At 60.9% G+C, this 15,084-nt stretch carries 8 protein-coding genes; 7 read left to right on the forward strand and 1 reads right to left on the reverse strand.

Annotated features, from left to right (window positions below; all coding sequences use genetic code 11):
- Window positions 1–62: 62 nt before the first annotated feature.
- The 7 genes from MO767_RS02295 (at window position 63) to MO767_RS02325 (ending at window position 14,611) form a co-directional block, all read left to right on the forward strand.
- Window positions 63–1,838 (forward strand): type I secretion system permease/ATPase, encoded by a 1,776-nt coding sequence (locus tag MO767_RS02295; RefSeq protein ID WP_282479226.1) that lies wholly within the window; start codon window positions 63–65, stop codon window positions 1,836–1,838.
- Complete coding sequence (locus MO767_RS02300) at window positions 1,835–3,169, forward strand: HlyD family type I secretion periplasmic adaptor subunit (RefSeq protein WP_282479227.1); 1,335 nt, start codon at window positions 1,835–1,837, stop codon at window positions 3,167–3,169. Before MO767_RS02295 ends, MO767_RS02300 begins: the two co-directional genes overlap by 4 nt.
- 2 nt (window positions 3,170–3,171) lie before the next feature.
- Window positions 3,172–4,533, forward strand: coding sequence for a TolC family outer membrane protein (locus MO767_RS02305; protein ID WP_282479228.1), 1,362 nt, complete (start codon window positions 3,172–3,174; stop codon window positions 4,531–4,533).
- A 202-nt stretch (window positions 4,534–4,735) separates the two neighbouring features.
- Window positions 4,736–7,693, forward strand: a complete 2,958-nt coding sequence (locus MO767_RS02310; protein WP_282479229.1) for an autotransporter serine protease — start codon at window positions 4,736–4,738, stop codon at window positions 7,691–7,693.
- Between the two features lie 212 nt (window positions 7,694–7,905).
- Window positions 7,906–10,950, forward strand: coding sequence for an autotransporter serine protease (locus tag MO767_RS02315; RefSeq protein ID WP_282479230.1), 3,045 nt, complete (start codon window positions 7,906–7,908; stop codon window positions 10,948–10,950).
- 23 nt (window positions 10,951–10,973) lie between these two features.
- Window positions 10,974–12,662, forward strand: coding sequence for a polyurethanase (locus MO767_RS02320; protein WP_282479231.1), 1,689 nt, complete (start codon window positions 10,974–10,976; stop codon window positions 12,660–12,662).
- 95 nt (window positions 12,663–12,757) lie between these two features.
- A complete protein-coding gene (locus MO767_RS02325) occupies window positions 12,758–14,611 on the forward strand; it encodes a polyurethanase (protein WP_282479232.1) in 1,854 nt (617 codons plus the stop codon).
- A 133-nt stretch (window positions 14,612–14,744) separates the two neighbouring features.
- Here the strand turns inward: MO767_RS02325 and MO767_RS02330 are convergent, their stop codons facing one another.
- Window positions 14,745–14,969: a YgdI/YgdR family lipoprotein gene (locus tag MO767_RS02330; RefSeq protein ID WP_282479233.1), complete on the reverse strand. Its 225-nt coding sequence runs from the start codon at window positions 14,967–14,969 to the stop codon at window positions 14,745–14,747.
- Between the last annotated feature and the right edge of the window lie 115 nt (window positions 14,970–15,084).

The raw sequence follows: 15,084 nt of genomic DNA on the forward strand, positions 1-15,084 counted from the left end.
GCGCGGACAGTTAATGGAAACTTCGCCAGACAGGGCGAGGAATAACACCTCAGGAATAACCCATGAAGATGGCAAAGAGCCCGGTCACCGCACCCTTATTCAAAGCGCTGGGCGACTACAAGAGCGTCCTGATCAGCGTCGGTTGTTTTACCGCGTTAATTAACGTGCTGATGCTGGTCCCGTCGATTTACATGCTCCAGGTCTACGACCGCGTATTGTCTTCGCAAAATGAAACCACCCTGGCGATGCTGTCGTTGATGGTGGTCGGGTTCTTTGCCTTCATCGGTTTGCTTGAGATTGTGCGTAGCTTCATCGTTATCCGCATCGGCAGCCAACTGGAGCGCCGCTTCAACCTACGGGTTTATCAGGCCGCATTCGAGCGCAACCTGTTTCGGGGCGAGGGCAACGCCGGGCAAGCCTTGGGGGACCTGACGCAAATTCGCCAATTCGTCACCGGTCCTGCGTTGTTCGCGTTCTTCGATGCGCCGTGGTTTCCGGTCTACCTGTTCGTGATCTACCTGTTCAATGTCTGGCTCGGCGTGTTTGCGACGGTGGGCGCGGTGGTGCTGATTGGCCTTGCTTGCCTCAACGAGACAATGACCAAAAAGCCCTTGGGCGAAGCCGCAGGGTATTCCCAGAAATCCAGCCAACTGGCCACCAGTCACCTGCACAACGCCGAAACCATTCAGGCCATGGGCATGCTTGGGGCATTGCGTAAACGTTGGTTCCAGGTCCATTCACGTTTCCTCGGCTTGCAGAATCAGGCCAGCGACACCGGTGCCGTCATCAGCTCTCTGAGCAAAACCCTGCGCCTGTGCCTGCAATCATTGGTGCTGGGTCTGGGTGCATTGCTGGTGATCAAGGGTGATATGACGGCCGGGATGATGATCGCCGGCTCCATTCTGATGGGCCGCGTCTTGAGCCCCATCGATCAGTTGATCGCCGTGTGGAAGCAGTGGAGCGGCGCCAAGCTCGCTTACCGTCGTCTTGATTCGTTGCTGCAAGCCTTTCCACCGACTGACGAGGCCATGGCGCTGCCGGCGCCGAAAGGCCAGATCAGCTTCGAGCAGGTCAGCGCCGCGCCGCCGGGGCAACGGGCCGCCACGCTGCACCTGGTCAATTTCAGCCTCGGTGCCGGGGAAGTGCTGGGGGTGCTCGGGGCATCCGGTTCCGGCAAATCGACATTGGCCCGGGTGCTGGTCGGCGTCTGGCCGACGCTGGGCGGTACGGTGCGGCTCGACGGCGCGGACATTCATCGCTGGAACCGCGACGATCTTGGGCCCTACATCGGTTATCTGCCACAAGACATCGAGCTGTTCAGCGGCAGCATCGCCGAAAACATCGCCCGGTTCAGCGAGGCGGACCCGCAAAAAGTCGTTGAAGCCGCACAACAGGCCGGTGTTCACGAGCTGATTCTGCGCATGCCGCAAGGCTACGACACCGTGCTCGGCGAGGACGGCAGCGGCTTGTCCGGGGGGCAGAAGCAGCGCGTGGCACTGGCGCGCGCATTGTATGGCAACCCGCGCCTGGTGGTGCTGGATGAACCCAATTCCAACCTCGACACCGTGGGCGAAGCAGCATTGGCCAGCGCCATTGCGCAAATGAAAGCCCAAGGCACCAGCGTGATTCTGGTGACCCATCGCTCCTCGGCACTGGCCCAGGCCGACAAGTTGTTGGTGCTCAACGAAGGACGCTTGCAAGCCTTCGGTGCAAGCCAGGACGTGCTCAAGGCACTCGCAGCCAATCAGGAGCCGCAGCGGGAGAAAACCGCGCAAGCACCGGGCGGGCTCAGCATGAGCCGGCAGTATCAGCCCTCGACAAGGAATTCAGGCGTATGAGCAACATCAGCGAAGCCACCATGGAACACGACTACATCACAGAACGCCCTGAGCGCGACGCGCGTTTCTTCGTCCGCATGGGCTGGATTCTGGCGATCGTCGGCGCCGGCAGTTTCTTCACCTGGGCCAGTCTCGCGCCGCTTGACCAAGGCATTCCCGTGCAAGGCACAGTCGTGGTGTCGGGCAAGCGCAAAGCCGTGCAATCGATGAGCAGTGGGGTGGTCAGCCAGATTCTGGTGCGCGAGGGTCAACTGGTGAAGCAGGGCCAGCCATTGTTCCAGCTCGACCAGACGCAAGTCGCCGCTGACGTGCAATCGCTGCAAGCGCAATACCGCATGGCCTGGGCCAGTCTGGCGCGGTGGCAGAGTGAACGGGACAACCTCAAACAGGTGAGTTTCCCCGCTGAACTGAGCAACAATCCTGACCCGCGCCTGGCCTTGGTGCTGGAAGGTCAACGGCAGTTGTTCAGCAGCCGCCGTGAAGCGTTTTCCCGCGAGCAGGCTGCCTTGCGCGCCAGCATCGAAGGCGCCAGCGCGCAACTGTCCGGCATGCGCCGCGCCCGCACCGACTTGACTGCTCAGGCCAGCTCTCTGCAACAACAGCTCAGCAACCTTCAGCCCCTGGCGGATAACGGCTACATCCCGCGCAATCGGTTGATGGAGTACCAGCGTCAGCTGTCGCAAGTGCAGCAACAACTGGCGGAAAACACCGGCGACAGCGGCCGTGTGGAGCAGGGCATCCTCGAATCGCGGCTGAAACTGCAACAGCACATCGAGGAATACCAGAAAGAAGTCCGTACCCAACTGGCCGACGCGCAATTGAAAAGCGTGACGCTGGAAGAGCAACTGACCTCTGCCGGGTTCGATCTGCAACACAGCGAGATCATCGCCACCGCCGATGGCATTGCGGTCAACCTCGGGGTTCACACCGTGGGCGCGGTGGTGCGTCAGGGCGAAACCCTGCTGGAGATCGTGCCTCAGGGGACGAGTCTGGAGGTGGAAGGGCACCTGCCGGTCAATCTGGTCGACAAGGTCGGCACGCATTTGCCGGTGGACATTTTGTTCACTGCGTTCAACCAGAGCCGCACGCCGCGCGTGCCCGGCGAAGTCAGCCTGATCTCCGCCGACCAGATGATCGACGAGAAAACCGGTGCGCCCTATTACGTACTGCGCAGCAGCGTCAGCGATCAGGCCATGGAAAAACTCAACGGTCTGGTGATCAAGCCTGGCATGCCGGCGGAAATGTTCGTGCGCACCGGTGAACGTTCACTCCTCAACTATTTGTTCAAGCCGCTGCTCGACCGGGCAGGTTCCGCGTTGACTGAGGAATAAGGATGTTCCGCTGTATGAATAAGCTTTCCATGCTCGCCGCGACTCTGGCGTTGCTGACCTGCAACAGTGTGCTGGCGATGGGACCGTTCGACATCTACGAACAAGCATTGCGCAATGATCCGGTGTTTCTCGGCGCCATCAAGGAACGCGATGCAGGCCTTGAAAACCGCGCCATCGGCCGCGCCGGGCTGTTGCCCAGGATCGGTTACAACTACAACAAGGGACGCAACTCCTCCAAGGCCACCGCCCTCAATGAGCGCGGGCAGAACCGCACTGATGACCGCAACTACAGCAGTTACGGCTCGACCCTGACCCTGCAACAACCGCTGCTCGACTACGAGGCTTACGCGTCGTACCGCAAAGGCGTGGCGCAATCGCTGTTTGCCGACGAAGCCTTTCGCGGCAAGAGCCAGGAATTGCTGGTTCGGGTGCTGGAGAATTACACCCACGCGCTGTTCGCTCAGGATCAGATCGACATCGCGCAGGCCAAGAAAAAGGCTTTCGAGCAACAGTTCCAGCAGAACGAACACATGTTCCGACAGGGCGAGGGCACGCGTACCGACATCCTTGAGGCCGAGTCCCGCTATGAACTGGCCACGGCCGAGGAAATCGAAGCCCGTGATGAGCAGGACGCGTCGTTACGAGAGCTGGGCGCGCTGATTGGCGTGCAGGCGATCGACATCGGGGATTTGGCGCCGCTGGATCAGAGTTTCCAGACGTTCACCCTGCAGCCGGCCAATTACGACACCTGGCACGAGATCGCGGTGGCCAACAACCCGAACCTGGCTTCGCAGCGCCATGCCGTGGAAGTCGCGCGTTATGAAGTCGAACGCAACCGCGCCGGACACCTGCCCAAAGTCAGTGCCTACGCCTCGGTGCGCCAGAACGAGTCGGAAAGCGGCAATACCTACAACCAGCGTTACGACACCAACACCATCGGGATTGAAGTCAACGTGCCGCTGTACGCCGGCGGCGGGGTTTCGGCCTCGACTCGCCAGGCCAGCCGCACCATGGAGCAGGCCGAGTACGAACTGGACGGCAAGACCCGGGAAACCCTGATCGAGCTGCGTCGGCAGTTCAGCGCCTGCCTGTCGGGCGTGAACAAGTTGCGGGCTTATCAGAAAGCCCTGAAGTCTGCCGAAGCGCTGGTGGTTTCGACCAAGCAAAGCATCTTGGGCGGTGAGCGCGTCAACCTCGATGCGCTGAACGCCGAACAACAACTATTTACCACCCGCCGCGATCTGGCACAGGCACGCTACGACTACTTGATGGCCTGGACCAAGTTGCATTACTACGCCGGGACATTGAATGAGCAGGATTTGGCCAAGGTTGACGAGGCGTTCGGCCAAGGCCCGAGGAGTTAATGATTTGAACCTGTAGCAGCTGGCGCAGCCTGCGTTCGGCTGCGTAGCAGTCGCCATTCGGTCTATCTGACAAACCGTGTTGTCAGGTTTTACGACTGCTTCGCAGCCGAACGCAGGCTGCGCCAGCTGCTACAGGGAGATGCGTTGCTGCCCGTTTTGGGTGACCAGAATTCTAAAAACGCCAAAAAAGCGAGAAGTAGACATGGATGTACAGATCAAGCCGATGTCGGTCGGCACGCTATTACTCCTGGTGTCAGCAATGCCCGGCTCGGTGCAAGCCGCTTACCTGGAAACCGGCACACCCGGTGATGCCGCCAGTTGGCGCTCGGCGGAGTTCCAGCGCGACTGGGGGCTTGCCCGCATGCAAGCCGATCAAGCCTACGCCGCCGGCATCACTGGCAAAGGCGTGAAAATCGGCGAGCTCGATTCAGGCTTCGATGCTGCCCATCCCGAATTCGCCACCGACCGTTACCACGCGGTGACCGCCAGCGGCAGTTACGTTGACGGCTCCCGGTTCAATGTCGACGGCACACTCAACGCCAACAACGACTCCCACGGCACGCACGTCGCCGGCACTATCGGTGCCTCGCGCGATGGCACCGGCATGCACGGCGTGGCCTACAACGCGCAGGTCTACGTCGGCAACACCAACAAGAACGACAGCTTCCTGTTCGGCCCCAACCCTGATCCACGCTACTTCAAAGCGGTCTATAACGCGTTGGCGGATGCCGGTGTGCGAGCAATCAACAACAGCTGGGGCAGCCAACCGCCGGACGTCAGCTATCGGACCCTCGACGATCTGCATGCGGCCTACGCCCAGCACTGGAACAAAGGCACCTGGCTCGATGAGGCCGCAGACGTTTCCCGACGCGGCGTGATCAACGTGTTCAGCGCCGGTAACAGCGGTTACCCCAACGCCAGCGTGCGCTCAGCTTTGCCTTATTTTGAGCCGGACCTGGAAGGCCACTGGCTGGCGGTGTCGGGGCTGGATCAAGGCAACCAGCAGAAATACAACCAGTGCGGAATCGCCAAGTATTGGTGCATCACCAGCCCCGGCGCAAAGATCGACAGCACCATTCCCGGCGCAGGCTATGCGATCAAGTCCGGCACCTCCATGTCCGCGCCGCATGCCACCGGTGCCTTGGCGCTGGTGATGGAACGCTATCCGTACATGACCAACCAGCAGGCGCTGGAAACCCTGCTGACCACCGCCACCCAACTCGACGGTTCGATTACCGAGGCGCCCAATACCCGCGTCGGCTGGGGCGTGGCCAACCTCGAACGGGCGATGCGCGGGCCGGGGCAATTACTTGGACGTTTCGACGCTAATCTGGGAGCAGGGCAGAGCGATGTCTGGAGCAACGACATCGCCGACAAGGCGCTGATTCAGCGTCAGAGTGAAGACGCGGCGGAACACAGTGCCTGGCAACAGACACTGAAGACCAAAGGTTGGGAGAACGGTGTACCTGTCGGTGCCAGCCAGCAGGATCAGACCGACTATGCGGTGGGCTCGGCACGCGATCTCGCCGCCTCCACTCGGGTCTACGAAGGCAGCCTGATCAAGTCCGGTGCCGGACGCCTGATGCTGACCGGCAACAGCACTTATCGCGGGCCGACCACGGTGAATGGCGGTCTGTTGTCGGTCAACGGTTTGCTGGCATCGCAAGTGACCGTCAATGACAGCGGCACGCTGGGTGGGTCGGGACGCGTCGGCTCACTGACCGCCAACCGCGGCGCTACGGTTGCGCCCGGCAATTCCATTGGCACCTTGCAGGTCATCGGCGACGTCACGTTTGCGCCGGGCTCGACTTACGCGGTGGAGCTATCACCGACCGATAGCGACCGGATCGTCGCGGGCGGCACGGCCATGGTCAGCGGCGCGACCGTCAGCCTGTCACTGGAAAATAGCCCGACCTTGCTCAGCACTCAACAAGTGCAAAGCCTGCTCGGTCATCAGTACAACATCCTGCAAGCCGCCGGCGGCGTTCAAGGTCAGTTCGGCGCGGTGCTGCCCAACTACCTGTTCATCGGCGGCAGCCTCGATTACGCCGCCACCGGCATTCAACTGAGTGTCGAGCGCAACGACACGACCTTCGCCAGCGTCGGCCAAACGCCGAACCAGCACGCCGTAGCCTCCGCCGTGGAAGGCCTAGGGGCGGGCAATCCGGTTTACGAAAGCCTGCTGCTGTCGCCCACCGCGACGTCCGCCCAACAGGCGTTTCAGCAGTTGTCGGGGGAAATCTATCCGGCGCTGGGATCGGTACTGATCAATGACAGCCGCTACCTGCGTGATGCTGTCGGCGAGCGACTGATTGACGCCCAAGGCACTCAAAGCAATGGCTGGATCAAGGCGCTGGGCGCCTGGGGAAAAACTGATGAGCGCCATGACACCGCCGGTTACACCACCTCGATTGGCGGCTTGCTCGCCGGTGTCGACGGAGCGCTCGATGAGCAAACCCGGATCGGTCTGGTCACCGGCTATAGCGACAGCTCGGTGAGCATGGGCTCTGGCACTCACTCATCTGCCAAGGTCGACAGCTATCACCTGGGTGCTTATGCCGGCCGCGAGTCAGGTGCCTGGCGTCTGAGTGCCGGCGGTGCCTACAGCTGGCATCGCGCCGACGTCAAACGTGACCTGCAATACGGCGACGTCAGCGCCAAACAGAAAGCCAAGGTCGATGCCGGGACCACCCAAGTGTTTGGTGAAGCGGCGTATCGCCTGAACCTGCCACCGCTGGCGCTCGAACCTTTCGCGAATCTGGCTTACGTGCACCTCGACACCGAAGGTTTCACCGAGAAAGGTGACGCCGCCGCACTGAAAAGCAGTGGTGACACGCGTGACGCGGTGCTCAGCACGTTGGGCGTGCGCGCATTGAAAACCGTGAACCTCTCCGGCCAGCAGAAACTGGACCTGAGCGGCAGCCTCGGCTGGCAGCACAACCTGAGCCATACCGATTCTGAAGAGCACCTGGCGTTTGCCGGCGACAGCACAGCATTTTCCGTGGAGAGTTCGCCAATGGTGCGTGATGCGGCGCTGCTGGGCGCCCATGCCAGCCTCGCCCTGAGCCGGGACATCCGCTTGAACCTCGATTACATCGGCCAACTGGCCAGCCGCGAGAAAAGCCATGGAGTAGGCCTCAGCCTCAATTGGCAGTTTTAACCCGAACCCTGTAGCAGCTGCCGAAGGCTGCGTCCGGCTGCGTAGCAGTCGCAAAATCAGGCACTGCGGTCCGTCAGATACACCGTGCATGCAGGGTTTACGACTGCTGCGCAGCCGGACGCAGGCTGCGCCAGCTGCTACAGGACGTGTGAATTTGAAGGGTGCTTATCAGGCACAGGGATTTTGGCAACACAACTAAGGACGGTAGCTGGATGAATAACAAGCACAACAACCTTGCCATGCTCTGCGCATTGGCCACCCTCGGTACCGCGCAAGCGGCGCCTTACGTGGAAAACGGTAGAGCGGGCGATCCCAACAGTTGGCGCAGCACTGAATTCAATGCCGATTGGGGGCTGGGAGCGGTCAACGCACAAGAGGCCTACGCCGCCGGTTACACCGGTAAAGGCGTGAAGCTGGGGATCTTCGATCAACCGGTCTACGCCGCGCATCCGGAGTTTTCCGGCCCGAACAAAGTGATCACTCTGGTCACCAGCGGCATCCGCGAATACACCGACCCGTACATCCCGGTGAAAGCGGGAGACGCCTTTCGCTACGATGGCTCGCCCTCGATCGGTTCCGACGGCAAGCTGGGTGCCCACGGCACCCACGTTGGCGGAATCGCTGCCGGCAGTCGCGATGGAGGCCCGATGCATGGCGTGGCGTTTGGCTCGCAGATCATCAGTGCGGACAACGGAGATCCGGGCCCGGAAGACGGCATCATTCGCGGCAACGACGGCGCGGTCTACAAGGCCGGTTGGGATGCCTTGATCGCCAGCGGCGCGCGGATCATCAACAACAGTTGGGGCATCGGCATCACCGATCGCTTCGACCTCGGCGGACGCAACCCCGCCTACCCGCATTTCACCGTGCAAGACGCGCAATTGCAGTTCAACGAGATCCGACCGTTGCTCGGGACCAAACCGGGTGGAGCCTACGATGGCGCCATCGCGGCGGCCCGCAGCGGTATCGTGACGATCTTCGCGGCCGGCAACGACTACAACCTCAACAACCCGGACGCCATCGCAGGCCTGGGCTATTTCGTCCCGGACATCGCGCCGAACTGGATGACCGTGGCGGCGTTGCAGAAGAACCCGGACCTCAACAGCCCGGACCTCTACAACATCAGCACCTTCTCATCGCGCTGCGGCTACACCGCAAGCTTTTGCGTGTCCGCACCGGGCAGCAAGATCTACAGCTCGATCATCAGCGGTACCAACGCCGACAACCTGACCACCGACTACAAGAATTACAACGGCACCTCGATGGCGGCGCCGCATGTCGCCGGCTCCATGGCCGTGCTGATGGAACGCTTCCCGTACATGACCGGCGCCCAGGTCGCCAGCGTGTTGCGCACCACGGCCACCGACCTCGGTGCGCCAGGTGTCGATTCGCTCTACGGCTGGGGCATGATCAACCTGCGCAAAGGCATCGATGGCCCGGCGATGTTTGTCACCGAGCAAGACATTCCCGAGGAGTTCCGCATCCAGGGTGCCTACGGTTCGAGCCAGTTTGTGGCGGACTTGCCGGGGATCGGCGCGATCATCGACGCGGGCAAACCGACTGAACGCGTCTGCAATGATGTGCACTGCGGCCTCGACACGTGGCGCAACGACATTTCCGGCCATGGTGGCCTGACCAAGCAGGGCATCGGCACGCTGGTGCTGACCGGCGCCAACACTTACGCCGGCCCGACCCTGGTCAATCAGGGCCGCCTGGCAATCAACGGCTCGCTGCTATCGGCGGTCACCGTCAACGACAGCGGGATCCTCGGCGGTAATGGCCGCATCGGCGCATTGACCGCGAAAAGCGGTGGCACCGTGGCGCCAGGTAACTCAATTGGCACCTTGCAGGTGGCGGGCGACGTGACCTTCGAACCTGGCTCGACGTACGCCGTGGAGTTGTCGCCGACCAGCAGCGATCAGATCGTGGCGGGCGGTAAAGCCGTGATCGACGGCGCTACCGTCAGCCTGTCTCTGGAAAGCAGCCCGACCTTGCTGACCACCAGCGAAGTGAAATCCCTGCTCGGCCATCAGTACAACATTCTGCAAGCGGCCGGCGGGATCGAAGGGCGTTTCGGCGCCGTGCTACCGGATTATCTTTTCATCGGAGGCACACTCGGTTACTCGGCCAATGGCATCCAACTGGCGGTTGAGCGCAACGCAGCGTCTTTCGCCAGCGTCGGCCAAACCCCGAATCAACGCGCCGTCGCCGCGGCCGCCGAGCAACTGGGCGCGGGCAATGCGCTCTATGAAACCTTGCTGCTTTCACCGACCGCGGCCGTCGCGCAACAAGCCTTCCAGCAACTGTCTGGTGAAATTCACCCGGCGATCGGCACGCTGCTGATCAACGACAGCCGTTACCTGCGCGATGCCGTCGGCGAACGCCTGCGTGAGCGTGATCTGTTCAACGCTGCGGCACCCACCGATGACCGTAGCAACGCCTGGGTCAAAGTCCTCGGCGCCTGGGGCAAGAGCGATGGCGGGCATGACAACGCCAGTTCCAACAGCTCCATCGGCGGCTTGCTGGCCGGTGTCGACGGTCTGATCACTGAAAATACGCGGCTGGGTTTCGTGACCGGTTACAGCGACAGTTCGTTGAGCATGGGCGATGGCACGCATTCGTCCGCCTCGGTCGACAGCTACCACTTGGGCGCCTATCTGGGCCAAGAAATCGATGCGCTGCGTCTGAGCGTCGGCGGCGCATACAGCTGGCATCGCATTGACGTGAAGCGTGACCTGCAATTCGGCGACGTCAGCGGTAAACAGAAATCCAAACGCGATGCGACGACTGCGCAACTGTTTACCGAAGCGGCGTATCGCCTGGACCTGCAACCGCTGGCGCTGGAACCGTTCGCCAACCTGGCTTACGTGCACCTGAACAGCGACAGCTTTTCCGAGAAAGGTGATGCCGCAGCGCTCAAGGGCGGCGAAGACAACCGCGACGCCGTGCTTTCGACCCTCGGTCTGCGGGCGAGTAAAGCGATTGCCCTGTCGGACAAGCAGCTGGAACTGTCCGGCACGCTGGGCTGGCAGCACAACCTGAGCAACACCCGTTCCGAAGATCACCTGGCCTTCGCCAACGGCAACACCGCGTTCAGCGTGCAGAGCGTTTCCCTGGATCGTAACGCCGCCGTTGTGGGTGCGCGGGCCGGTTTGGCGGTGGCGCAAGACGTTCGTTTGAGCCTGGATTACAACGGACTGCTTGGCTCCAACGAGAAAGACCACGGTGTGGGTCTGACACTCGACTGGCAGTTCTGATTTGACGCAAAGGAAGCAAACCTATGGGACTGTTTGATTACAAAAATGCTGACGGCAAGGCGGTGTACAGCGACGCCATCGCGCTGACGCTGTATGCGTACACGCCAACAGGTAAACCGTTGCCGGCGACTGGTTGGGCGCCGATTGGCGCCATGCAGCTGGGTTATCAAGGCAAGGTCGGCGCACAAGGCACCTTCTATGGCGAGAAGGACGGCTTCACTAGCGCCGAAGCCGAAGTGCTCGGCAAGTACGATGCGGCGGGCAAGCTGATCGGTATCGGCATTGCCTTCCGAGGCACCGGCGGCCTGGGTTACAGCGACACTTTCGGCGACATGAAAAACAATCTGCTGGCCGCCGTCGGCCCGATAGATTACGCGACGAACTACGCGAAAAACGCTTTCGACAATTTGCTCAAGGACGTCGCTACGTTTGCGATCGGTCATGGCCTGAGCGCCAGGGATGTGCTGGTCAGCGGACATAGCCTGGGCGGGTTAGGGGTCAATAGCCTCGCCGAACTGAGCGGCAACAACTGGGGCGGTTTCTTCAAGGAGGCCAACTACGTTGCCTTCGCCTCGCCGACCCAGAGCGCTACCGGCAACAACGTGCTGAACATCGGTTACGAGAACGATCCAGTGTTTCGGGTACTCGACGGCACCACGTTCAGCAGCGGTTCCCTGGGCAAGCACGACGGACATCAGGACTCGGGGACCAACAACATCGTCAATTTCAATGACCAGTACGCGTCCACCTCACAGAACCTGGTGCCGTTCAGCATCCTCAACCCGCTGAACTGGTCGGCTCACGGCTCGCTGGGGTATGCCGACGGGTTGAACCGGGTGATCGACTCGCGTTTCTACGACCTCACCGACAAGGACTCGACGCTGATCGTGTCCAACCTGGCGCAAGCGTCCCGGGGCAAGACCTGGGTCGAGGACCTTGGACGCAGCGGCGAACCTCACACCGGCAGCACATTCATCATCGGCACCGACAGCAACGACCTGCTCAAGGGCAGTGCCGGCAATGACTTCATCGAAGGCCGCGATGGCAATGACCGGTTCCGCGATGACGGTGGCTACAACCTCCTGCTGGGCGGCAAGGGCAGCAACACCTTCGAATTGCAGAAGTCGTTGCAGAACTTCAGCTTTGCCAACGACGGCGACGGCACGCTGTACGTGCGTGATGCCTATGGCGGCATCAGCATGACCCGCGACATTGGCGCGCTAGTCAGTAAAGAGTCGGGCTCATGGTGGGGGAGCAAGGAGGTGACTTACAGCGTCACCGCCAACGGTTTGCTCAACGGCAGTGAACTGACCCACTACAACCACTCGCTTAACGGTGATGCCTACGGCAACACACTGGCAGCCAGCGTCGACGGCGACTGGTTGTTCGGCAATGCCGGCAACGATCTGCTGCGCAGTGACAAAAGCCACGTGACCTTCGTCGGTGGCGCGGGCAATGACGTAATGCAGGCCTCAGGTGGCAACAACACGTTCCTGTTCAGCGGCGCCTTTGGTTTCGACGTAATCAATGGCTACCAGAGCAACGACAAACTGCTGTTCATGGGCGTTCAGGGCGCGGGGCAGGGTTATGACTACAAGCAACACGCTTCGCAGTCGGGCCATGACACGGTGCTGAAGATTGGCGACTTTGCCGTGACGCTGGTGGGAGTGGGACTGGATAACCTGTCGGCTTCAGGCATTACGTTTGCCTGAGGCTGCATGCACTAAATGCTCCGGGGCGCCTCATGATCGGGCGTCCTGGTTGTGAGCTATCTCTAACAATTCCAACAAAGAGAGAGGCAATACCAATGGGTGTGTACGACTACAAAAACTTCGGTACAGCCGATTCCAAAGCGTTATTTACCGACGCGATGGCGATCACGCTGTATTCCTATCACAACCTGGATAACGGCTTTGCCACCGGCTATCAGCACAACGGCTTCGGCCTTGGCTTGCCGGCGACACTGGTGACCGCACTGATCGGTGGCACCGACTCCCAGGGCGTCATTCCCGGAATCCCATGGAATCCCGATTCGGAAAAAGCCGCACTGGACGCGGTGCAGAAAGCCGGCTGGACGCCCATCACCGCCACGCAACTGGGCTATGACGGCAAGGTCGACGCACGCGGAACGTTCTTCGGCGAAAAGGCCGGGTACACCAGCGCTCAGGTGGAAATCCTCGGCAAGTACGACGCGCAGGGGCATCTTAGCGAAATCGGTATCGCCTTTCGCGGCACTAGCGGCCCACGAGAAAGCCAGATCAGCGACTCCATCGGCGATGTGATCAATGATCTGCTGGCGGCGCTAGGGCCCAAGGATTACGCCAGTAACTACGTCGGCGAAGCCTTCGGCAACCTGCTTGGCGACGTTGCGGCCTTTGCCCGGGCCAATGGCCTGTCGGGCAAGAACGTGCTGGTCAGCGGTCACAGCCTCGGCGGGCTGGCGGTCAACAGCCTGGCGGATTTGAGCAACGACAAGTGGGCCGGGTTCTACCAGGATTCCAACTACATTGCCTACGCCTCGCCGACCCAAAGCGGCACCGACAAAGTGCTGAACGTCGGTTACGAAAACGACCCGGTGTACCGCGCCCTCGACGGTTCATCGTTCAACCTGTCGTCGGTGGGCGTGCACGATGCCGCCAAGGTTTCGACGACCGATAACATCGTCAGCTTCAACGACCACTACGCCTCGACAGCGTGGAATGTGCTGCCGTTTTCGATCCTCAACATCCCGACCTGGATCTCGCACTTGCCCACCGCCTATGGCGACGGCATGAACCGGGTGATCGAGTCGAAGTTCTACGACCTCACCAGTAAAGACTCGACGATCATCGTCGCCAATCTGTCGGACCTGGCGCGCGCCAACACTTGGGTTCAGGATCTGAATCGCAACGCTGAAACCCACAAGGGCAGCACCTTCATCATCGGCAGTGACGGCAACGATCTGATCCAGGGTGGCAAGGGCAATGACTACCTGGAAGGCCGCGATGGCAACGACACCTTCCGCGACGGTGGTGGTTACAACATCCTGTTGGGCGGCAAGGGCAACAACGTGCTGGACTTGCAGCAATCGGTGAAGGACTTCGACTTCGCCAATGACGGCGCCGGAAGCCTGTACATCCGCGATGCCAATGGCGGCATCAGCATGACCCGCGACATCGGCAGCATTGTGACCAAAGAGCCGGGGTTTCTCTGGGGGCTGTTCAAGGATGACGTGACCCACAGCGTCACTGCCGAAGGCCTCAAGGCGGGCAACAACCTGACTCAGTACGCGTCAACGGTAAAGGGTGGCGCCGGCGCCGATACGCTCACGGCTCACGCGGGTGGCGATTGGTTGTTGGGGCTGGACGGCAACGACCATTTGCTCGGCGGCAAGGGCAACGATGTGTTTGTCGGCGGGGCCGGTAATGACTTGCTGGAATCGGGAGGCGGGATCGATACGTTCCTGTTTAGCGGCGCGTTTGGTCAGGACCGGGTGGTTGGCTACCAGGCCAGCGACAAACTGATATTTCTCGGGGTTCAGGGGGTGACGCCGAACGACGACTATCGGGCGCATGCCACGGCGGTGGGGCACGACACGGTGCTGACGTTTGGGGGGGATTCGGTCACGTTGGTCGGGGTTGGGCTGGATAGCTTGTCCAGCTCAGGGGTGGTTATCGTCTGACGGTGATGGGCTGACTGTTAAGGCCCCATCGCGAGCAAGCTCGCTCCCACATTGGATCTGTGGCGTTCACAAATCCCCTGTGGGAGCGAGCTTGTTCCGGGCGGCGTTCCGACGATGAACGATAACGCGGTATTTAGTCTTCCTGCCGAATCGTGGTCACTTCATCGGCCTTGACCTTCACTTTCGCCCCGGAAATATCTTCGAATTCAAAGAAGCCGTCCTTGGTCTTGGTTTTCGGCATGTCCTTGGTCAAATACTGGGTGCCGTTCTGCAGCGTCACAACCGTTGGTGTCGAGCAACCGGCCAGGGCCAGAAAGGCCACTACCGCCAGGGGCAAGCCCAGAGTCTTGATATTCATAACCACCTCTCATCCTTCAAAAAAAACAGCGCGACTGCCACGAGCGAAATCAATCGTCACTGCACCTCTAACGCGGTTAGGTGCGATGGATCGGCAGAAAGTTCATAGACACTCG

Source organism: Pseudomonas sp. UYIF39, assembly GCF_029963765.1.
Lineage (GTDB): Bacteria > Pseudomonadota > Gammaproteobacteria > Pseudomonadales > Pseudomonadaceae > Aquipseudomonas.

Bases quoted from the DNA above. Each gene is read 5' to 3' on its own strand.
- MO767_RS02305 (WP_282479228.1), top strand. From the start codon at position 3,172: ATGTTCCGCTGTATGAATAAGCTTTCCATGCTCGCCGCGACTCTGGCG.
- MO767_RS02295 (WP_282479226.1), top strand. From the start codon at position 63: ATGAAGATGGCAAAGAGCCCGGTCACCGCACCCTTATTCAAAGCGCTG.
- MO767_RS02320 (WP_282479231.1), top strand. From the start codon at position 10,974: ATGGGACTGTTTGATTACAAAAATGCTGACGGCAAGGCGGTGTACAGC.
- MO767_RS02310 (WP_282479229.1), top strand. From the start codon at position 4,736: ATGGATGTACAGATCAAGCCGATGTCGGTCGGCACGCTATTACTCCTG.
- MO767_RS02330 (WP_282479233.1), bottom strand. From the start codon at position 14,969: ATGAATATCAAGACTCTGGGCTTGCCCCTGGCGGTAGTGGCCTTTCTG.
- MO767_RS02300 (WP_282479227.1), top strand. From the start codon at position 1,835: ATGAGCAACATCAGCGAAGCCACCATGGAACACGACTACATCACAGAA.
- MO767_RS02325 (WP_282479232.1), top strand. From the start codon at position 12,758: ATGGGTGTGTACGACTACAAAAACTTCGGTACAGCCGATTCCAAAGCG.
- MO767_RS02315 (WP_282479230.1), top strand. From the start codon at position 7,906: ATGAATAACAAGCACAACAACCTTGCCATGCTCTGCGCATTGGCCACC.